The sequence below is a fragment of the Myroides odoratimimus genome (genome assembly GCF_030326305.1).
Lineage (GTDB): Bacteria > Bacteroidota > Bacteroidia > Flavobacteriales > Flavobacteriaceae > Flavobacterium > Flavobacterium odoratimimum_A.
Genome location: NZ_JACAKB010000001.1, coordinates 350,965 through 373,484, shown reverse-complemented (window position 1 = coordinate 373,484; position 22,520 = coordinate 350,965). Strand labels below are relative to the sequence as shown.

At 34.5% G+C, this 22,520-nt stretch carries 17 protein-coding genes and 2 tRNA genes; 13 read left to right on the top strand and 6 right to left on the bottom strand.

From position 1 onward, the window contains the following. Positions 1–4 precede the first annotated feature (4 nt). Positions 5–77: transfer RNA gene (locus HX049_RS01650), tRNA-Phe, on the bottom strand. A 26-nt stretch (positions 78–103) separates the two neighbouring features. Next, positions 104–176, bottom strand: a tRNA-Phe gene (locus tag HX049_RS01645). A gap of 128 nt (positions 177–304) precedes the next feature. Between HX049_RS01645 and HX049_RS01640 the strand changes: the two genes are divergently transcribed. From HX049_RS01640 to HX049_RS01610, 7 genes are all read left to right on the top strand, one after another. Next, the gene (locus HX049_RS01640; protein ID WP_286413558.1) at positions 305–1,054 is read left to right on the top strand and encodes a type III pantothenate kinase; all 750 of its coding nucleotides are present in this window, start codon (positions 305–307) and stop codon (positions 1,052–1,054) included. Beyond that, entirely contained in the window at positions 1,032–2,297 is a 1,266-nt protein-coding gene (locus tag HX049_RS01635; protein ID WP_286413557.1) for a hypothetical protein, read from the top strand. Before HX049_RS01640 ends, HX049_RS01635 begins: the two co-directional genes overlap by 23 nt. An 18-nt stretch (positions 2,298–2,315) precedes the next feature. Continuing rightward, entirely contained in the window at positions 2,316–2,873 is a 558-nt protein-coding gene (gene lptC / locus HX049_RS01630) for an LPS export ABC transporter periplasmic protein LptC (RefSeq protein ID WP_286413556.1), read from the top strand. 1 nt (position 2,874) lies between these two features. Next, positions 2,875–3,066: a hypothetical protein gene (locus tag HX049_RS01625; protein WP_286413555.1), complete on the top strand. Its 192-nt coding sequence runs from the start codon at positions 2,875–2,877 to the stop codon at positions 3,064–3,066. A gap of 237 nt (positions 3,067–3,303) precedes the next feature. Continuing rightward, positions 3,304–5,409 carry a peptidylprolyl isomerase gene (locus HX049_RS01620; protein ID WP_286413554.1) on the top strand — a complete coding sequence of 702 codons (2,106 nt, stop codon included), beginning with the start codon at positions 3,304–3,306 and terminating at the stop codon, positions 5,407–5,409. 114 nt (positions 5,410–5,523) lie between these two features. Further along, entirely contained in the window at positions 5,524–6,396 is an 873-nt protein-coding gene (gene fabD / locus HX049_RS01615) for an ACP S-malonyltransferase (RefSeq protein ID WP_006257278.1), read from the top strand. An 85-nt stretch (positions 6,397–6,481) separates the two neighbouring features. After that, entirely contained in the window at positions 6,482–7,660 is a 1,179-nt protein-coding gene (locus HX049_RS01610) for a multidrug effflux MFS transporter (protein ID WP_286413553.1), read from the top strand. Positions 7,661–7,721: 61 nt separating this feature from the next. Here HX049_RS01610 and HX049_RS01605 read toward each other — a convergent pair whose 3' ends face one another. After that, positions 7,722–8,852: a DegT/DnrJ/EryC1/StrS family aminotransferase gene (locus tag HX049_RS01605; RefSeq protein ID WP_006257280.1), complete on the bottom strand. Its 1,131-nt coding sequence runs from the start codon at positions 8,850–8,852 to the stop codon at positions 7,722–7,724. 170 nt (positions 8,853–9,022) lie between these two features. Between HX049_RS01605 and HX049_RS01600 the strand changes: the two genes are divergently transcribed. The 3 genes from HX049_RS01600 to HX049_RS01590 all read left to right on the top strand — a co-directional run bounded on the left by HX049_RS01600 (position 9,023) and on the right by HX049_RS01590 (position 13,452). Beyond that, positions 9,023–10,258, top strand: coding sequence for a 3-deoxy-D-manno-octulosonic acid transferase (locus tag HX049_RS01600; protein ID WP_435793521.1), 1,236 nt, complete (start codon positions 9,023–9,025; stop codon positions 10,256–10,258). Positions 10,259–10,945: 687 nt separating this feature from the next. Then, complete coding sequence (locus tag HX049_RS01595) at positions 10,946–13,099, top strand: S46 family peptidase (protein ID WP_286413551.1); 2,154 nt, start codon at positions 10,946–10,948, stop codon at positions 13,097–13,099. A 119-nt stretch (positions 13,100–13,218) separates the two neighbouring features. Further along, the gene (locus tag HX049_RS01590) at positions 13,219–13,452 is read left to right on the top strand and encodes a hypothetical protein (RefSeq protein ID WP_286413550.1); all 234 of its coding nucleotides are present in this window, start codon (positions 13,219–13,221) and stop codon (positions 13,450–13,452) included. Positions 13,453–13,655: 203 nt separating this feature from the next. Here the strand turns inward: HX049_RS01590 and HX049_RS01585 are convergent, their stop codons facing one another. Continuing rightward, on the bottom strand, positions 13,656–15,179 hold the full coding sequence (locus HX049_RS01585; RefSeq protein ID WP_286413549.1) for a GH3 auxin-responsive promoter family protein: 1,524 nt from the start codon (positions 15,177–15,179) through the stop codon (positions 13,656–13,658). Between the two features lie 111 nt (positions 15,180–15,290). Here HX049_RS01585 and HX049_RS01580 point away from each other — a divergent pair, with 111 nt between their 5' ends. After that, the gene (locus HX049_RS01580) at positions 15,291–16,088 is read left to right on the top strand and encodes a DUF2797 domain-containing protein (protein WP_286413548.1); all 798 of its coding nucleotides are present in this window, start codon (positions 15,291–15,293) and stop codon (positions 16,086–16,088) included. A gap of 49 nt (positions 16,089–16,137) precedes the next feature. On the opposite strand, the gene HX049_RS01575 is transcribed toward HX049_RS01580, so the two are convergent. Together HX049_RS01575 and sppA are read right to left on the bottom strand one after the other, a co-directional pair. Continuing rightward, on the bottom strand, positions 16,138–18,768 hold the full coding sequence (locus tag HX049_RS01575; protein WP_286413547.1) for an AsmA-like C-terminal region-containing protein: 2,631 nt from the start codon (positions 18,766–18,768) through the stop codon (positions 16,138–16,140). A 135-nt stretch (positions 18,769–18,903) separates the two neighbouring features. Then, positions 18,904–20,670: a signal peptide peptidase SppA gene (gene sppA / locus HX049_RS01570; RefSeq protein WP_286413546.1), complete on the bottom strand. Its 1,767-nt coding sequence runs from the start codon at positions 20,668–20,670 to the stop codon at positions 18,904–18,906. 126 nt (positions 20,671–20,796) lie between these two features. Here sppA and folK point away from each other — a divergent pair, with 126 nt between their 5' ends. After that, positions 20,797–21,945, top strand: a complete 1,149-nt coding sequence (gene folK, locus HX049_RS01565) for a 2-amino-4-hydroxy-6-hydroxymethyldihydropteridine diphosphokinase (RefSeq protein WP_286413545.1) — start codon at positions 20,797–20,799, stop codon at positions 21,943–21,945. Continuing rightward, a complete protein-coding gene (locus tag HX049_RS01560) occupies positions 21,935–22,495 on the top strand; it encodes a DUF1543 domain-containing protein (RefSeq protein ID WP_286413544.1) in 561 nt (186 codons plus the stop codon). Before folK ends, HX049_RS01560 begins: the two co-directional genes overlap by 11 nt. Positions 22,496–22,520: the final 25 nt, after the last annotated feature.

Genomic DNA, 22,520 nt, shown 5'->3' with positions numbered 1-22,520 from the left:
TTAGTGGTGCCTCCAGGAATCGAACCAGGGACACATGGATTTTCAGTCCATTGCTCTACCAACTGAGCTAAGGCACCTTTTATTTCGCTTAAGTTTAAATTAGTGGTGCCTCCAGGAATCGAACCAGGGACACATGGATTTTCAGTCCATTGCTCTACCAACTGAGCTAAGGCACCAATTGGCTTTTAGTATTGAACAATCTTGTTCTGTTAAGCGGTTGCAAATATAGAACAGATTTTCGTTCTTCCAAAACTTTTTAGAAAAAAAATCATTTACTACCTTTGTCTCACACAAGAAACACACTATGATTCTAGCAATTGATATAGGCAACACAAGAACCAAATTAGCTATCTTTGAAAAAGATACGATTTTAGAAACTCAAATTTTTGAAATAAATCTACTAGAAGAAAAAATAAAAAATATTTTAAAAAAAGATCAGCCTAAGCCTAAAGTTATACTCTCTTCTGTAGGAAAATTAGAATCTACAGCTTATAAATGGTTAATAGAAAATACAGAAGTAATAGAAATTAGTCATAAGAGCCCCTTCCCTTTTATAAATAAATATGCAACTCCTACTACTCTAGGTATAGATAGAATGGTACTTGCCGCAGGAGCTACTATACTATATCCAAATTCTAATCGTTTAGTTATTGATACAGGTACTTGTATCACATACGAAGTTATAAATAACAAAGATGAATATCTAGGTGGAGCTATTTCTCCAGGTTTAAGTATGCGCTATAAAGCTTTAAATCATTATACCGCAAAGCTTCCATTATTAGAGCCAGTTACTATAGATTATCTAATCGGAAACCAAACTGATCAATCTATTCACTCTGGTGTAATTAATGGTATAACACTCGAAATAGAAGGCATCATAAATCAGTATAAATCCTTATATCCTGATTTAAAAATAATTTTGACTGGTGGAGATACACTTTTTTTGGTCAAAAGATTAAAAAATGTCATATTTGCTAATTCAAACTTTCTACTAGAGAGTCTGAACAATTTATATCAATACACAATTGAAAATGATAAAAAAAATCTTCTTTAGCCTGAGTTTACTATGCGGTACAGCTGCTCTAGCTCAACAAGGCAATGCGTCTCCTTACTCTTATTATGGCGTAGGTAATATTAATTACAATGGTACGAATGAATACAAAGCTATGGGGGGAACAAATGTTTACGCAGATAGTATTCATATAAATTTAAAAAACCCTGCTTCATTTGGCAAGCTTAAGCTTACTACATTCTCACTAGGTGCGACAGGTACTTCTTATAATTTTAAGACTGATGCTGGTTCAGAAAATGCAAATAGACAGACAATAGACTACGTTGCTGTAGGATTACCTATCGCTAAGAAATTCGGTGTTGTTTTCGGTTTATTACCTTACTCTAATGTTGGTTATAAAATCAATGGTGAAAGAACCAATCCGCAAGGACAAAAGATAAACTCTAGATATGAAGGTGATGGTGGAGTAAACAGAGTATTTTTAGGTGCTGGATATGAAATCAACAAGAACTTTGCTGTTGGATTTGATGCTGGATACCACTTTGGTCATACTAACAATGATTTATACGAAAACATCACAGATATCGGAGATGGAACATCTCTTCAGAATATTACCAGAGAATTAAGAAGATTAGACTACAAGGGATTCTCTTTTAATTTCTCAGCACAATATACAGGTAAATTTAAAGGTTACGACTGGCAAGCTAACGTGACTTATAGTCCTGAAACTAAATGGACAAATGATAACCTTACGAAACTACAAGTTCTTAAAGGAAGTCAAATAGCTGATCAAAAAACAGTTATTGATGATTCTAAAAACATTACTAATCCTCAAGCTCTTTCGATGGGTCTAGGTTTTGGTAAAGAATTTAAATGGTTCATAGGAGGTCAATATACATTTACACAAACAAGTAAGTTAACTGACTCTTGGAATAAAACGAGTATCTCTAACTTTGAAAACTCTAACCGTTTCTCTCTTGGGGGATTCTATATTCCTAAATACAACTCATTTAGCAGTTACCTAGATCGCGTCGTATATAGAGCTGGTTTCAGATACGAAAATACTGGACTTATCTTACATGACAAGGCTATCAACGATATGGCTGTTAATCTTGGTGTAGGACTACCTATTGGAGAACGCCGTAAATTCACTAACCTTAATATTGGTTTTGAATATGGTAGTAGAGGAACTAAAAACAACGGATTAGTTAAGGAAAACTATTTCAGTGTTTATGTAGGATTCTCATTAAATGACCTTTGGTTCCAAAAACGTCGTTTTGATTAATTTGTAGCAAGCTAACAAATGAAATTACTTTCTAAATTATTAGGTACATTATTCTTCTTTTCAATCGCGATAAGTCTCTTTTCTTGTGAAAGTAACTTTAAGGAAATACAAAACTTCAACAAAGTAAGTTTCTTTCCAGCCAGTGAAGTAGAGAATATGCGCGGTCAATACATAGATTCAGGAAGAGTCAAAGCTATTTTAGTAAGTCCAAAAATGCTAGACTACAGCAATGTCAAATATCCCTTTACCGAATTTCCTGATGGAATTCACTTAACGATATATGACAAGGATAAAAATAAAAATACTGTAATAGCCGATTACGCTATCCGTTATACTAAGACAGACCTAATAGACCTACAAGGAAATGTGGTAATAACAACACATGATGGTAAGAAGCTTGTTTCTGATCAACTTTACTACGATCAAAAAAACGAATGGTTCTTTACAGAAGGCAAATACAGAGCCTCTACTGATAGCGAAAACTTCACTAGAGGAATAGGAATAGACTTTGACAGTAAAATGAGCAAAGTAAAAGCAACTAACAGTTACGCCGAAAGCGTAAAAAACAACGAATAAAATGAAAGCATTACGCATAATACCTTTCCTCTACTTATTTATCGCAGTATTATTTATATACGATGGTGTATCTAAAATAGTAGCTGGTGACACAGGATCTTGGTTGAATTTCTTAATAGCGGCAGTAGCAATATTCATGTTCTTCTTCCGAAGAAAATTCTTAAAAAAGATGGACGGATATAACAAAAAATAATATACTAGAAAAGGCGAGATATTGATAATCTTGCCTTTCTTTTTTTTACTAAACCTACACTAATAATCCTCTCTTATCTACTCTATTTCAACAATTATTATAAAAAAACAAATTAATTATTCTGAAATCTAAATAAAAACTTAACGAAAGCACTAAAATAATAGCACTACCCCTTTTATTATTAAATAGATAATTGTATTTTCGCTCACTGAAAAAAATTACACATAACAAAAAAGCATGGCAGTTTTATCAAAAATTAGACAAAAATCCGCTCTGTTAATTGCCGTAATTGGTATTGCTTTATTAGCATTCGTTATTGGCGACGTAGTAAGAAGCACGGGAGGTGGACTATCTAGAAACATTGGTAGCGTAGATGGTGAAGAAATTAATACTCAAGAATTCCTACATAAAGTAGCTCAGGCTGAGAAACAAGGTCAGATGAGTAATACTCAAGCAGGAGTAATGGTGTGGAACAGCGAGGTAAATAATATTTTACTTACTAACGAATTTGAAAAGTTAGGTTTAAGACTTGGTAAAGACCAATTAGTAAACGTTGTTAAAAACAACCCTACATTCGCTAACAATCCAGAATTCCAAAATGAAGTAGGACAATTCGACATCAACAAATTCAACCAATTTGTTGCTATGATGAAGAACGCTGGACAGGAGCAATGGAACCAGTGGTTAGCTTATGAAAAAGAATTAGAGAAAGTTGGTTTAGAGCAAATGTATTTCTCATTAGTTCAAGGAGGTATTTATACTACTAATCTTGATGCTAAAGCTGCATACTCTAACGAGAATGACAAAGTATCTTTTGACTATGTTACTGTTCCTTATTCTACTGTGAATAATGAAGAAGCTGCTGTTTCTAATACAGAGATATTAGACTACATGAAAAAACATGCTAACAGATTTAAATCTGAGCCTACTCGTGTATTACAATATGCTTTCCTTCCTAGTCAGCCATCTGCTGCTGATAAAGAAGCTGTAAAAGAAGTAATAGAAGGTTATTTAAAACCTACTGTACAATACAATGCTACAACTAAAAAGAATGATACTATCCCTGGTTTTAAAACTGTAAAAGATATTGAAACGTTTGTAAATACAAATTCAGATATCAAATTTGACAGTTTATACTACGCGAAGAAAGATCTTCCTTTAGAATACCAAGAAGAATTGTTCAACTTACAACCTGGTCAAACTTTCGGTCCATATATTATGGGAGATTACTACTGTATCTCTAGAATGATTGATAAAAAAGCAGGTCAGAGAGTTGATGCATCTCATATCTTAATCGGTTTTGCAGGTTCTGCAGCACCTGGTGCAACAAGAACTAAAGAAGAGGCTAAAGCAAAAGCAGAAGAAATTTTAGCTAAAGTAAAAGCTAACCCTTCTTCATTCGCTATGGAAGCAATGATGCAAACAGAAGACCCAGGTTCTAAAAACAACGGTGGTAAATACGAAGATATCCCAAGAGGACAAATGGTTAAGCCTTTTGACAACTTTATCTTTAACAATGCTACTGGAACTATCGGTTTAGTAGAAACTGACTTTGGATACCACATCATCCAAGTAAATAATAAAAAAGAAGGTGCTAAATTAGCAACTGTAGCTCGTAAAATAGAAGTATCAGACGTAACTGCTGATGACTTATTCACTAAAGCTACTCAACTAGAACAAGATGCTCCTACAGCTAAAGACTTTATCGCTACAGCTGAAGGACTAGGTTTCAACGCTCAAAAAGAGGTAACTATTCGTCCATTCGAAGAGTTCTTACCTGGAGTAGGTAACCAAAGAAGTATTATCTCTTGGGCTTTCAATAAAGAGACTAAAGAAAGTGCTATTAAGAGATTTGACAATGCTGATGGACATATCATCGTGAAAGTAACTTCTAAAAATGATACAGGTCTTGCACCAGTAGAAGAAGTAAAATCAATCATTGAGCCAATCTTAATGAACGAGAAAAAAGCAGTTGTCATTAGAAAGAAAATGACTGGAAATACTATTCAAGAAGTATCTAACAGTTCTAAAGCATCTATCGCATCAGTAACTGATGTAACTACAGGAGCTCCACTTATTACTAATATTGGTAATGAACCATTAGTGGTAGGAACAGCTTTCGCTACAGCAGTAAACAAGGATTCTAAATTAATCGACGGTTTGCAAGGTGTATATATGGTACAAACTAAAAATGTAGCTAAAGCTCCTGAATTACCTGCTGGTTATGCTAGCTATAAAGCTAAAATAGAAAACAGCGTTAGAGGTATGGCACAAATGCAAGTACTGAAAGTATTAAAAGACAATGCTAAGATTAAAGATAATCGTGTAGGTGTTATCCAATAATACAAAAACATATCATAACGAAGCCATCTGTATATCAGATGGCTTTTTTTATGTCTATATGGTTTACTAATAAAAATACCTTATTTTTGCCTTACAAAATTTAAAACTAAACTTATGAAAGCATACGTATTTCCAGGTCAAGGAGCTCAATTCACAGGAATGGGGAAAGACTTATACGAAAACTCACCTATAGCTAAAGAGATGTTCGAAAAAGCAAATGAAATCCTTGGATTTAGAATTACAGATATCATGTTCGAAGGTACAGCTGAAGAACTAAAAGAAACTAAAGTAACTCAACCGGCAGTATTCTTACACTCAGTTGTATTAGCTAAAACATTAGAAAACTTTACACCTGAAATGGTAGCTGGGCACTCACTAGGAGAATTTTCAGCATTAGTAGCTAATGGTACTTTAGCTTTTGAAGATGCACTTAAACTAGTTTCTCAAAGAGCGATGGCTATGCAAAAAGCATGTGAAATCACGCCTTCTACTATGGCTGCTGTACTAGGTTTAGAAGATAGTATCGTAGAGCAAGTATGTGCTGGTATAGATGGTGTAGTAGTAGCTGCTAACTATAACTGCCCTGGACAATTAGTGATCTCTGGTGAAACTACAGCTGTAGAAAAAGCTTGTGAAGCACTAAAAGAAGCTGGAGCGAAGAGAGCATTATTACTTCCTGTAGGTGGAGCATTCCACTCTCCTATGATGGAACCTGCTAGAGAAGAACTAGCTGCTGCTATCGAAGCAACTACTTTTAATACTCCTATCTGTCCAGTGTATCAAAACGTAACTGCTAGTGCAGTAAGCAATCCTGAAGAGATTAAGAAGAACCTTATCCTACAGCTAACTGCTCCTGTAAAATGGACTCAGTCTGTAGAACAAATGATTGCAGATGGAGCTTCTTTATTTACAGAAGTTGGACCAGGTAAAGTATTAGTTGGACTAATCAAAAAAATCAATAAAGAGGCAGAAACTCACTCTGCATAACAAATTGGTAAAACATACAACAATTATATCATAACAAAAATCCTTGGTTGTACGCTTCCAAGGATTTTTTTTTAAAACCTATATAGTGGACAAACTTTCAGCACAAGAATGGATACTTATCTTCACTCTAGTCAGCCTTACTGCATTAGGCCCATTAGCTATAGATATGTACCTTCCTGCATTCCCCAAAATAGCACACGATCTAAATACTGAGATCAATAGAGTACAGATATCACTCTCTACATTCTTAGGAGGATTAGCAATAGGGCAACTCTTTTGGGGACCTGTATCAGATAAGTATGGTAGTAAAAAACCAATTATACTATGTCTGTCTATTTTTATACTTTCATCTCTAGCCGTAGTATTTGTAAAGAACATTGAGGTCATGTGGCTATATCGTTTTTTACAGGCCTTCGGTAGTAGCGGTGGAGTAGTTATCGCAAGAGCCATTGTCAATAAAAGGTTTGACAAAGATCAGACACTTAAGATATTTAGTATACTAGCAGTGATCGGAGGTATAGCTCCTATCATCGCTCCTATATTAGGTAATATAGTCTTAAAGTATCTAGATTGGACACACGTATTTACTACGATGGCCTTGTTTGCTACACTGAGTATCGGTATGACTGTATTCTGTCTAAAAGAAGACTACACGAATAGAATACCTACTCTAAATGTAGGAGGTATACTAACGAATTATTTTAAGCTCTTTAAGAACAAGCTGTTTATAAGATATACTATTATCGGAAGTATAGCCTATAGCTGTCTAATGATCTACATCTCTAACTCTCCTGTGCTAGTAATGGAAGTAGGAGGACTATCGAGTACACACTTTAGCTTTGTATTCATGGCTAACTCATGTGGTCTAATGTTAGGGTCGTTCTTAACCTCTTCTATTTTGAGAAAAAGACTATCTCCTAAAAATATTATTAAGTTAGGAGCGAGTACACAGTTTATAGCTGCTTCACTACTATGGTTATTCATACAGTTAGATTTGAGCATATATATACAGTTAGTACCTCTTTTCTTCTTTGTGATGCCATTAGGACTACTATTCCCTACTACGACTACTTTAGCATTAGCACCCTATAAAGCAGAGTCAGGTATAGCGTCAGCTCTTTTCGGAGCTTCTCAACTAGCCTTTACCTTCATGACCTCTATCTTATTAAATAGTTTGAATAATGGCTCTATGAGCATCGTAGCACTCTCATTAGTAGCATGTGCACTTGTTTCGTTCACACTAATATCTACAACAAAAGAATAACATCTATACATAAAAAAAGCAGACCTTATCGGGTCTGCTTTCGTTTTATAGTACTATAAGACTATCCTAAGAATGCCTTAATCTCATCTGTTATAAACTTGATTTGCTCTTCGTCTAGCTCAGTGTGCATAGGTAGAGAAAGAACCTCTTGTACCAACTGATTAGTCACTGGGAAATCAGCCTCATTATAACGAGGATCTAAATATGCTTTCTGATTGTGTAATGGTATTGGGTAATAGATAGCACATGGGATACCTTTGCCTTGTAAGTGTGCTAATAATGCATTTCTATCAGCATTCACGATACGCAATGTATACTGGTGGAACACGTGACTATTCTCATCTCCTACTACTACAGGAGTAACGATATTAGGATGATTAGCTAAAGCAGCAGAATACATCTGAGCAGCAGTACGTCTAGCTACGTTATAAGCATCTAGATTAGGTAACTTAGCATTTAACACAGCAGCTTGGATACTATCTAGACGAGAGTTCACTCCTACTACATCGTGGTGATAACGCTCATACATACCGTGATTCACTATTCCTCTTAACGTATGTGCTAATGCATCATCGTTAGTGAAGATAGCTCCACCATCACCATAACATCCTAAGTTTTTAGATGGGAAGAATGAAGTAGCAGCTACATGTCCGATAGCACCTGTTTTTACCACTTTTCCATCAGGATAAGTATAATCTGCACCGATACCTTGTGCGTTATCTTCGATCACATATAAGTTATGCTTCTCAGCTAACTTCATGATAGCGTCCATATCAGCAGACTGTCCGAATAAGTGTACTGGTACGATAGCTTTAGTTTTAGGAGTAATAGCTTTTTCGATTGCTTCTATAGAAATATTGAATGTATCAGGACATACATCTACTAATACAGGAGTTAATTGTAATAAAGCGATTACCTCTACAGTAGCTGCAAAAGTAAAGTCAGCTGTGATTACTTCATCACCTGGTTTTAAACCTAATCCCATCATAGCGATCTGAAGAGCATCAGTTCCGTTAGCACATGGTATCACGTGTTTAACTCCTAAATATTGCTCTAAGTTTGCCTGAAATGCGTGTACTTGTGGTCCGTTGATAAAAGCAGAAGATTCTAATATTTCTTGAATCGACTGATTCACTTCTTCTTTAATTCCTTCATATTGACCTTTCAAGTCAACCATTTGAATTTTTTTCATTCTAATTGTCTTTTATATCTTTTGAACTATTCATATAATTACCAACAAGTTACCTATATAAATAGCACTTAATTTCGATATTAGTTATCACTACAAAAATAATAAATTCTTTGTGCCAAAGCTCAAACTTTATCAAAAGAAACGTAATTTCGCTCAATAAAGATTTACCTATGTTTTTCCTATATAATATACTGACCTATATTTCTATATTCTTCATCCGTATTATCGCTCTATTCAACAAAAAGTTAGGCTTATTCGTTGCAGGGAGAAAACAATCTTTTCGAATCTTAAAAGACAATATACTTCCTACTGATAAAGTGTTTTGGATACATGTAGCTTCGTTAGGCGAATACGAACAAGGGCTTCCTGTCATGGAGCAGCTAAAACAGAAGTACCCTACGCATAAGATAGTACTTACCTTCTTCTCTCCTTCTGGATATGAAGTGAAGAAAAACAATACTAACGCTGACGCCACATTATACTTACCTATGGACACACTAGCGAATGCTAAAAAGTTCTTAGCCTTGTGCCACCCAGAACAAGTATTCTTTGTGAAATATGAATATTGGCCTAATTATTTAAACCAATTGCGCCAACAGAACATTCCTACCTATTTAGTGTCAGGAATACTAAGACCAGATCAGGTATTCTTTAAGTGGTATGGAGGGTTCTACAGAACAGCATTAAAGGCATTTACATACTTCTTCGTTCAGAATGAAGTATCTAAGACACTTCTAAATCAATTGCAATATAACAATGTAGAGATAGTAGGTGATACGAGATTCGATAGAGTATCCCAGATATTAGAACAGCACAATGAATTGGCATTTCTAGAAGCCTTTACCTTAAATAAAATGGCGAAGACTATCGTCATCGGTAGTTCATGGCCAGAAGATGAAAAGATTCTAGCCAATTATATCAACAATACACAAGATAGTTCTATCAAGTTTATCTTTGCGCCACATAATATCAAAAAGGATCAGATAGATAATCTCGTTCAAAGCTTAAAGAAACCAACTGTACTACATAGCCAACATCAAGAGAAAAATCTTAGCCAGTACTCTGTCTATATTATAGATGCCTACTCTATATTGACTAAAGCTTATAGTTATGCAGATATTGCCTATATAGGAGGAGGTTTTGGAGCAGGTATTCACAATATCCTAGAAGCCGCGACCTATGGAGTGCCTGTTATTATTGGTCCAAATTATAAAAAGTTCCAAGAAGCTAAGGATTTGATAACATTAGGTAGCTGTATAGTAGTAAATTCACAATCAGAATTAGACCAAATCTTTGATGAATTATTATACAATGACGCTAAAAGAATCGAATTAGGTAAAACGAGCAATCATTTTATCCTTAAAAATAAGAATGCTACAGAAAAAATAATGAAGCATATACACTAAAAGTAAAAAGGTAAGTAATCAAAGTGGTTACTTACCTTTTTTATATGAATTAATAATTATACTAGTCGTGAACTTTTATATAAAAAGTCTACTCGATCGGATTTTAATCCCGATGTACCAATATAAGACAAAATATTGATTACTGCAACACCACAATCACTAATTATGATTTTTTCAACACACTAATTCTCTTTTTTGCGTTCTCACACACCTTTTTTTCGCATTAGAAACTACTTTTTTGAAAAGATAACACCTAACACAAGACAGGGTACAGTCTCATACCAAAAGGGTGCTATATAGACATAATTCCAGCAACACTTAGATTCGCCACTACACGTTCCTCTCCTTATATATACATAGTATTATAGTTGTCTTATCTCTCCCTCTAAACACACCTCTCTATCTATAAGATAAGGTAACTTCTCTCCATACTTACATTCTATCAAATAGGTGCTTATAATGAGTTTCAATAGGAATGAGTCCATAGTGAGTCTGTTATGAGTGCGTAGTAAGTCCGTTATCTAGGCTGAATAAACGGAATCGGTACAGACAGATTACTTTCTTATAAAACTAAAACTACGAATCATTATACTCCAACAGTACTATCACGTATTAACATATTTCGATTTTAGCGTTCCCATGTAATATTGTATCTTGCCAGCGAATTCAATTCTAACTAACACTTTTATGAATAAAAAGATTAAAAATCTATTTAAGGCACTTGTAGTATTGGTAGCTTTACCTATCTATGCACAACAAGGTGGGATGTGGATTCCTTCTCTGCTAAAGGGAATGAATGAAACAGAAATGAAAAGCCTTGGAATGAAGATGTCTATCGAAGATATCTACGATGTGAACCAATCTAGTATGAAAGATGCAGTACCTCACTTCAATGGTGGGTGTACTTCTGAAGTTATCTCTTCACAAGGTCTTTTACTAACTAATCACCACTGTGGATATGGACAGATCCAAGCACACTCTTCTGTAGAGAATGATTACTTAGCTAACGGATTCTGGGCTAAATCTATGGCTCAAGAGCTACCTAACGAAAACTTAGAAGTTACCTTCATCGTTCGCATAGAGGATGTGACTAAAGAAGTAATGGCTGGTATCGTAGCTAAAGATTCTGAAATAGAGAAACAAGCTAAGATCCAAAAGAACATTACTACAACAGTAGCTAAATTCCCTAAAGAAAAATGGCAAGACAATAAGATTAAATCTTTTTATGAAGGAAATCAATATATCTTATTCGTAACAGAGACTTTTAAAGATGTACGTCTAGTAGGTGCACCACCATCATCTATTGGTAAATTTGGTTCTGATACAGATAACTGGGTATGGCCACGTCACACAGGTGACTTCTCACTATTCAGAATATATGCTGACAAAGACAATAAACCAGCTGCATACTCAAAAGATAATGTACCTTACCGTCCTAAGCACTTCTTCCCTATCTCTCTTAGTGGTGTAGAAGAAGGTGACTTCACTATGGTATTTGGTTACCCAGGTAGAACACAGGAGTACTTACCATCTTATGCAGTAGAACAAATCGTAAACGATCTAAACCCTGTAAGAATCGGTATCCGTGATAAAGCACTTAAGATCACTGATGAGTTTATGCGTGCAGATCAAGCAATCAAGATTCAATATGCTTCTAAATATGCTAGCACAGCTAACTATTGGAAAAAATGGATCGGAGAAAGCCAAGGTCTAAAAAAGACTAACGCTATACAAGCGAAACAAGACTTCGAAAAAGACTTCATCGCAAGAGCTAAGAAAAATAAAAACACTAAAGCTTATGCTGATATCCCTGCTAAGTTTGAGAAACTTTATGGAGATATTAAACCTTATGCTATTAGTAAAGATTACTTCGCTGAAGTAGTACAACGCAATGCTGAACTTCTAGCTGCGGCTTGGAGAGTATATGCTTTAGAGACTTATGCGTCTAACGAACAAGCATTCAACAGCAGACGTGAGAACTTAATCAAAGGGCAAGACAAGTTCTACAAAAACTACAGCAAAGCAGTTGACGAGAAAGTATTCGAGGCTATCGTAGAAATGTATGCAAAAGATGCACCTAAACAATTCTTACCTAAAGAATTAAATGGAGCTAACATCTCAGCTATCACTAAAGATATCTATGCGAATAGTAAATTAACTACTTATGCAGGATTACAAGAATTATTAAAAGGTAATGCTGATCAAGTAGTAAAAAATATCAATAACGATAAAGGATACGCTTTTGCTAAAGCACTAATCGAAAACTATATTCAGAATGTATTACCTAAATACGAAGAATTAGAAAGAGAAATAGCAGCTTTACAACGTACGTTTATGAAAGCTCAGTTAGACTTATATCCTGATGCTAGAATATTCCCTGATGCTAATAGTACACTACGTGTTACTTATGGTAAAGTAGATGGGTACTTCCCTAAAGACGCTACGTACTACGAACCTGTAACTCATTTAGAAGGTATTATGGAGAAATATGTACCTGGTGACTATGAATTCGACGTACCTGCAAAATTAGTAGATCTATATAATAAGAAAGACTACGGACAGTATGCAGATAATGGTAAATTACCTGTGAACTTCATCGCTACTAACCATACAACTGGAGGAAACTCTGGAAGTCCAGCTATCGATGCAGAGGGTAATCTAATAGGGTTAAACTTTGACCGTGTTTGGGAAGGAACGATGAGTGATATATACTATGATCCATCTATTTGTCGTAACATTATGGTAGATGCTAGATACATTTTATTCATTATAGATAAGTTTGCAGATGCAAAACATCTAATTGAGGAGATGAAATTAGTAGAACCTAAGAAAAACAAGTAATTAAAACATTGGTTTACAACAACTTACTGATTAAAAAAAAATATTCAAAAAAAGTTTTGCGAACCAAAAAATTCATATATTTGTCACGAATTAATAATTAACTTTTATAATTTAGTAAGATGAAAAAAATCGCATTAAGCATCGCTTTAGTAGCAATGATGGGAGTATCTTTCGTTTCTTGTAAAGAAACTGCAAAAGAACCAGCTGTAGAAGAAACAACAACTGAAGAAGTAGTAACTGAGGAAGCTCCAGCTACTGAAGAAGTTGCTCCAGAAGCTACAGAAGAGGCTCCAGCTACAGAAGAAGCTCCAGCTACTGAGGAAGCTCCAGCTACAGAAGAAGCTGCTAAATAATTTTAGCAAAACTGTTCATAAAAAAGACCCTGCCAGGCAGGGTTTTTTTATACCCATATTTTTCTAGTCCAATACTTACCTCAACTTAAATACAATACTGTATTACAGTTAATTACAATCAATTCTTTTAAAGCACTAATAACTAGATATAAAAAAAGCATCCATTAAAATGAATGCTTTGATATAGATTTTATTCTAGTAGATTACACAAATATACGTTGCATTGATAGCAGTTCTTCTAATAATATACGTTCATTAGATAAACGTGGTACCTTATGTTGTCCTCCAAGTTTATTGTTATTCTTTAGCCAATCATAGAATAGATTTTTACGAGCACTGTGTAACACTAATGGATTTAAAGTCATATTATTCGTACGCTTCGCCTCATAATCTGAGTTGAGAGCTTGTAGATTCTTATCTAGTACTTCACTGAACAATTGTAAATTATCAGGAGCTTTACTGAACTCTACTACCCATTCGTGAGCACCTTTCTCTTTTCCTTCCATAAATATAGGTGCTACCGTGTACTCAGCTACCTCAGCATTAAATTCAGCACAGGTCTTTGCAAGTGCTCTGTCTGTATTCTCTATCATCAGTTCTTCACCGAATACATTGATAAAATGTTTAGTACGTCCTGTTATTTTAATACGGTAAGGTAATAGACTAGTAAAGCGCACTGTATCTCCGATTAAGTATCTTACTAATCCTGCATTAGTAGTGATCACTAGTGCATAATTCTTACCTATCTCTACTTCTGATAATGGGATTATCTTTTGATTAGAAGTTCCGAAAGTATCCATCGGAATAAACTCATAGAATATTCCGTAATCTAACATTAATAATAGTTCATTACAGTCATTCTGATCTTGGATAGCAAAGAAACCTTCAGAAGCATTATAGATCTCATAATATCTAAATCGATCACTAGGTAGTAGCTTCTTATATTGATCCTTATAAGGCTCAAAACTAACTCCTCCGTGGAAATACACCTCAGCATTAGGCCATAGTTCTAATAAATCTCCCCTACCTGTCTCTTGTATAATGCGGTTTAACAACACTAACATCCATGAAGGTACTCCTGCAAAACTAGTTACATTCTCATTCCTTACTTCCTTAATAATCGCATTCATCTTACTCTCCCATTCAGACATCAGTGATGTCTTATTACTAGGAGTACTACTTAACTCTGCCCAAAAAGGCATATTATCAATTAAGATAGCCGATAGATCTCCAAAGAAAGTATTCTTATCTTCATAAAGTTGTTTACTTCCTCCTAACCTTAAGCTCTTCCCAGTAAATAACTGTGAATCTTCATTGTTATTTAAATATAAACACAGTAAGTCTTTTGCTGCTTTATAATGACAATTCTCTAATGCTTCATTACTCACAGGTATAAACTTACTTTTTGCATTGGTAGTTCCACTTGACTTAGCAAACCAACGAATAGGCTCTGGCCAAAAGATATTATTCTCTCCTTGGCGTGCACGTTCTATATAAGGTTCGAACTCCTCGTACTTAAATAAAGGCACTCTCTCTGCGAAATCTCCATAGCTCTTAATACTATCGTAGCCAAACTGCTTTCCTAAGATTGTCTTCTCATTTGTCTTCATTAAATTCAAAAACAAGTCATTTTGTACTTCATTTGGGTATTTTCTAAATAGATCTATCTGGTGAATTCTCTTCTTCAATATCCAAGAAGCGATAGAATTAATAATTGTGAATGCCATATCTTATTAATTAGTCAAGTATCTAATCTTTTCATTATGAAAAGTTAGTAATTACAGTCGTAAATGTTTTTTCGTACTTTTACAACTTACCCAAAAATAACAATTTTATCTATGCAATACGAAGGAGTTTTAAACAAAATGCAGACGGAATTTAACACCCCTATTGAATACTATTTAGTATTTAAAAGCAACTTCATCAATATAAATCAGATTCTTGACAGAAACATAAAGATTGAGTTTACAGGATATGAATGTTTAAACTGTGGACAGCACAAAAAGATATTTAGACAAGGTTTTTGTTATGAGTGTTTTTACTCTAGTGCGCAAGTAGGTGATTGGATCATGAGGCCTGAGTTAAGTACAGCTCACCTAGGGATAGAAGATAGAGACCTAGAGTATGAAACGAAGGTACAGATACAACCACATATCGTATATCTAGCAGTGGCTAGTGATGTAAAAGTAGGGGTAACTAGAAAAACACAAGTACCTACTAGATGGATAGACCAAGGAGCTTCTAAAGCAATAGAGATAGTAGAAGTACCTAATAGATATTTAGCAGGAATCACTGAGGTAGCTCTAAAAGATATGTTTACAGACAAAACGAATTGGAGAAAGATGCTACAGAATGAAGTACTAGAAACCAACTTAGAAGAAATAAGAAATTCTCTAAAAGAGAAACTACCAGAAGAAGTAAGACCTTACTTTGATCAAACTGACTCTTCTATCATTAATCTAGATTACCCTGTCATACAGTTTCCAACAAAGATAAAAAGTCTTAACCTCGACAAAACTCCTTCTTATGAAGGTAAATTAAAAGGTGTCAAAGGACAATATTTACTATTCGAAGATGGTACTGTATTTAATATCCGTACTTATGAAGGATATATGATTAATATCGAAATCATTTAATACATACATAAAATAAACGAGCTCCATAATGGAGCTCGTTTATTTTATACTATTCTGTTTCTTCGGTCTTTTTCTTTTTACCGAACAGCCCTTTTAAGCCTTCACTAATTTTGTTGACTGTTTCTTCAGTTTCATTTTTCTTTGTTGTATTCTCTTCACCTGAGGTATTATTTTCCTTCTTCCCTCCTAAGATATCTAACAATGCATCTTTACCTTTTCCAACTAATTGATTCTTTTGTTCTTCTAAGATTTCATTTGTAATATTCTTTACTACATCAGCCATATTAGCAGACACCTTTGGGTTGGTAAAGTCACCTGTTACCCCTACTTTCACAGGTATTGCATCAAACTTATTACTAGATTTAGGTCCTAAAGCAGTCAATGCATTAGCGACATCATTACCTAGTAATTTAGCTGGTACTTTAAAGTCCAAAGCATAATTAAGACTTTGATCAAAGCCATGCTCTCCTGATACAGTCACTGCTAAGTCTTTTGTTTTTATATCAAAAGGTTTAAACTGTACACGTCCATTATTAAAAACAATATGCATCTTTTTATTACTCAAATCTAGATTCTTCAAATCAATGAAGTTCAACGCTCCATCTAATGAAGATAATAGTTTAGAATTCTGAGCATTAATACTAGCATTCGCTAAATCACCTTTTATATCACCTGACATTGTATTTAAATCTGGTGATAAATCTGCAGCATTTAACTTCCCTTTCATCACTACAGCTGCATTTACTTTTCCTGACATTACATTAGCAATAGGTGCTACAGCTTTTAAAAACCCTAAATCAGTAAAAGTCTGTTTGATATCTAAGCTTTGTAATCCTAAGTTCATATCAAATGTAGGTATAGCTTCTTTTGTTGACACATTTCCTCCAAAAGCTATTTTCCCACCAAAAAGATCTGTTGACATATTCTGAAGACGTGCAGCTTCATCCTTAATCACTAATGTTCCTTTTACATTTTTAAGTGTTAGGTCATCGTATACTACCGTCTTTGCATTTGCATTAATTGTACAATCTAAGAACCCTGGAATCTTTAATGGATCAGATGCTTTTGTCGTAGTTGATTTCTCTTTCTTATCTTCTACTTTAGAAGTGTCTTCTTTTAATAAATCAGCTAATACAAAATTATTAGAGTTTAAATTAAAGTTCCCTTTTAAGGTCTGTTTCTTAAATAAGAAACCATATAGGTTATCTAATCTTCCGTCTGCATTTAAATCTGAAGTACCCGTTTTTATAGCAAGCTTATTTAGCGTAACATTACTTGTATTAAAAGTAAGAGCTGCCTCTTGTATTTGCATTGGCTTAGCCATCGCATCTGTGCTAAAATTAAAACCTGTCAAAGATATGCTACCACTGTTTTTTATATTTTGATATTGCTCTTTCTCTACAGAGTTCATATCAAAATTAGTAGCTACTTTCGCTTTTAATATCCCTGTCAGTGGTGTATCTAGTTTCACAGGATATGCTTTAGATACATTTGCTAAATTAATAATCCCATCAAAATTTGCATCTACTAACGCATTCTCACTAATGTTCTTAATCTTCGCTTTCGCATTGAATACATCTTGATCTATCTTAAATGACAATTGGTTAATATCTACATACAGATCTTTCATTATCCCTGTCTCATTCATCACATTAACATCTAATAGAATATTTTGTACTGCTTTAGGAAGATCTGGGTACTTAAAAGAAGCATTTTTTGCATTCATGTGAATAGCTAGTGTAGGAATAGTCATTTCTGTCATTTTACCTTTTACCTTTCCTTCTACTTTAAAATCACCTGATGTAGTCACCCCTTTTAGATTACCCGCATAAGCTTCTGGTATTAATCCTAAGAAGTTTTTAAAGTCCGAATCAGGAGTAGCAAAACTCAAGTCAAACTGCTGTCCTTCATCTAATAACTGAACTGAACCATCAAATGCTAATGGCAACTGATTAATCAATGCTTTATTCTCTTTAAACGAATACAATTGCTTCGTCATATCCATTCCGATTAAAGCTTTCAATGATAAGTTGACCTCATTCAAAAACTTTGTACCATCCATTACAAACGAAACTTTTGCTTTAGACTCTGTATCTAAATCCAGTACATCATCTGATAGATTACCCGTCCCTTGGTGATAGAACTCGTTAATAGTAAACATCATCTTACTCCCTAAATCTTTATACGTTAGGTTTAGATTGTCTATCTTATAATGATCTAAAGCTAAAGAGAACGGATCTTTATCCGAAGAATCCTCATCCTCTTCATCTTCCTTTTTTAATGCTATATCATAGTTAGCTACTCCTTGTTCATTCACTATCACGTTAACTTTAGCATTCTCTACCAAGATATCTTCTATACTCATAGGCTTATCAGCTCCATTGAACAACTCCATAATAGACATCTTTAGTCCTATCATTTTTGCAGATACTAAGGTATCTCCTGCAAATGGTTCTTTATTCACAACAGCCAAATCCTTAATCACTACTGTTGCCTTAGGAAAGTTACGTATAAAGCTCAGGTCTACTTTCTCGAATGTCACCTTCGCATTTAAGTTGTCATTAATAGTTTTAAGCACTAAATCCTGTATCTTTCCCTTAAACAAAATAGGCGTTAGCATTAGTAAGATAAACAATCCCAACACTATACCTCCTGTCCACTTTAAAACCTTTTTATTCATAACTTTTCATTTTATTACAAAATAACAAAAAAAAAGAGTTATCCCTAGTTTAAAAGGATAACTCTTTATTCGATATTAATCAATTTATGCCTTCTTTAACTAAAGCATAAATTTGACTATAACATTATCTTATAACTACTCTATTTTTACTTCAAAAGGCAATATTGCTTGTACACCTCTCATATTGTTGAAATAGTTAAGTCTCTCTATCATTTCATAGTTAGCTTCACCTATCTTTTCTTTGATTAACTCTTCTTCTGATTTAAACACAGAAGCACCTAAATACCCTCTAAGCATATCTTCGAACTTCATTTTATACTCTGGGTAGTTTACTACTTTATAGTCGTCTATCTCTACCTTTTTAGCAGCATAAGCGATAGCTGTATCTAATCCTCCTAATTCATCTACTAGTTTATTTTCTAGTGCATCTTTTCCAGTCCACACTCTACCTTGCGCTAATTCATTTACTTGTTCTACTGTCATCTTTCTTCCATCAGCTACTCTCTGAACGAATGTAGTGTAAACATCCTCTATACCTTCTGTCACCATCATTCTAAAGCCTGGATCAACATCTCTAAACGGACTATAGTTAGCCGCATTATCATGTGTCTTCACCTGCTCTGCATTTACTCCATACTTTGTAGCTAATGCTTTAAAGTTCGGAACCATACCGAATACCCCTATAGAACCTGTAATCGTTCCTGGATCTGCGAAGATTCTATCTGCATTACTAGAGATATAATACCCTCCTGATGCAGCTACATCTCCCATAGAAACAATCACTGGCTTCACTTTTTTAGTCAACTCTATCTCTCTCCAGATTAATTCAGAAGTCAGAGCACTACCACCAGGGCTATTTACTCTTAGTACGATAGCTTTTATCTTATCATCTTTTCTTGCTGCTTTTAGAGCACGGTTGATAGATCCTTCACCGATATAGCTTACACTACCTTCACCATCTCTAATCTCCCCTTGTGCATAGATTACCGCAATACGGTCCTTAGCTGTTTTGGCACTATTTTTTACAATCACATCTTTAACGTAATCTAAGATATCTACGCTATTATAATCTTTATCTCCTTCTACACCTAATTCATGTTTGATAGCTGCATGATACTCATCCTCATAAGCTACTTTATCCACTAATCCTGTTTTTAAAGCTAATTTAGGTGTTCTAGCTCCTAGATTATTTGCTATCATATTTAAGCTATCTACAGATATCTTTCTGCTCTTAGAGATATCGTTAACTAATGTTTCCCAAATAGACTTTAAGAACACTGTTGTCTGCTCTCTATTCGCCTCACTCATATGTTCTTGTAAGAATGGTTCTACAGCACTTTTATATTTACCGTGTCTCATTACTTCCATTTGTACTCCCGTTTTGTCTTGTAATCCTTTTAAGTAAAGAATCTCTGTAGACAATCCCTTAAAGTCTAACCCTCCTACTGGGTTAACATAAATAGTATCTGCGATAGAGTTTAAATAATATTCTCCTTGTGAATATACATTAGCATAAGCCAATACGAACTTACCTGTTGCTTTAAACTCTTCCAGTTTATTTCTAATCTCGCGTTTCTGTACTACTCCTAGCATAGAGTTATTATTCAGAATAGAGATTCCCTTAATACGATCATCTGTCTTTGCATACTCTATAGCCGCTAGTACGTCAGACACACCATCTTTCCCAGCTTCTCTAAAGCCGAATTCTTTCATATTATATTTACCTGCATAGTCATATTTCACACTAGATAAATCTAAATTAATAACTGAACTATCTTTTACCGTAACAGTATCAGAACTACTTCCCATAGCTACGCCAATGATCATCAGTCCAAAAAATAATATTCCGAAGAATATAAACAGACCTACTATCGTAGCTAAAACATTTCTTAAAAACCTCATATTAAAAACAATTTATCTTATTAGTATTCAAATTATAAAAAAAGTTACAGATTATACCCGTAAATTTGCATTATTAACTGATACAAAAGTAACGATTATTCAATTTTCTTTTATTTACTTTGCCCCATGTTTACGCAAAATCAAATAGTATTATCAATAGGTTCTAATCAAGGAGATAAATTATCTAACATAGAGAAATCTATCGAGCTGATTAACAAGCATATTGGTACAGTCATTAAAATATCACCTATTTACGAATTTCCTGCTTGGGGTTTTGAGAGCGATCCTTTCTTTAATTGTGCTGTATTATTACACAGTACGCTAAAGGCTGAAACGGTCATTCTAAAGGTACTCGAAATAGAACAAATACTAGGCAGAATACGTCCACAGCACACAGTAGGGTATAGTGCTAGACTAATAGATATCGATATTATCTCTTATAACCAAGAAGTGTATAATACTGACAATCTATCTGTACCTCATCCCTTGATGCAAGACAGACAGTTCGTACTACAGCCATGCGCAGATCTAAACTTAGAATGGGCACACCCTATACTAAAACAAAGTTTCAAAGAATTATTGAATAACTGTAAAGATAAAACATCTTTTAAGATTGTAGGAGAGATAAAAAGTCCAATTCTTCAATATGGCTTTACTCATGTAAACTTTATCGCTATAGAAGGAAATATAGGTGCTGGTAAGACTACCTTAACTAATCGTATATCAGAAGACTTTAATGCAAAGAATATTCTAGAAGGTTTTGCGGACAACCCTTTCTTGCCTAAGTTTTATAAAGATGCTACTAGATATGCATTTCCATTAGAGATGTCATTCTTAGCAGACAGATACTCACAGCTATCGGATGACTTAGCACAGTTTGACCTTTTTAAAGAGTTTATCATTGCTGATTACTATATCTACAAGTCTATCATCTTTGCTCAAATTACTTTAGAAGAAGACGAGTTCAAGCTGTATCAGCAGATATTTGAGATTATGTATAAAGAGACCCCTAAGCCTGATCTATATGTATACCTATACCAGAACACAGATCGCTTATTAGAGAATATACAAAAACGTGGTCGTTCTTACGAAAGTGAAATACCAGGTACTTACTTAGATCAAGTGAACCAAGGCTATTTTAACTATATCAAGACAATGCCTGCAGACAAAGTATTGATCATCGACATATCAGACTTAGACTTCGTAGCTAATCAAGAAGACTATATCTACATCTTAGATAAGATCCAACATAAATTAGTGAAACATGACGAATAAACTATTTATGACCATGCTAGGAGTCACTCCTCCAGGACGTCATATAGAACAGCATGATATCTACTTCGGCATAGGTACACAGATGAAAGACCTCATCCCACAGATAGTTGACTTTTGGCCAGAAGCAGGGCCTAAACTACACGTAGATGCATGGAGAGAAGTAACATCTGTACAACGTCATCGCATAGAAGTAGTCTCTAGAGAAACGCACGAACCTAATGATCTAAAGTTATTCTTTATCAACCTAGGTGGATATAAACCAGGTATTTTTGACGAATTCCACCAGACGTGTCTAGTAGTCGCTAATAGTCAGAAAGAAGCCATCCAGTATGTAAAGAGTACAGACTTCTATGAAGAGTATAACCTGCCTCCGAGAGGATATAGTCACGTAGATAATAAGTATGGTCTAGATGTAGATGATATCTATGAGATGGAGGAAATCTTAAATGAAGATTTAAAACAGCAGTACGCTATCAAAATAACTCCTTCTATAGAACCTCTAACAGAAGATCACATAGAACTAGGATATATGAAGCTAAACAGTTTCTAACTATAAAGAACGTCCCATGATAGTA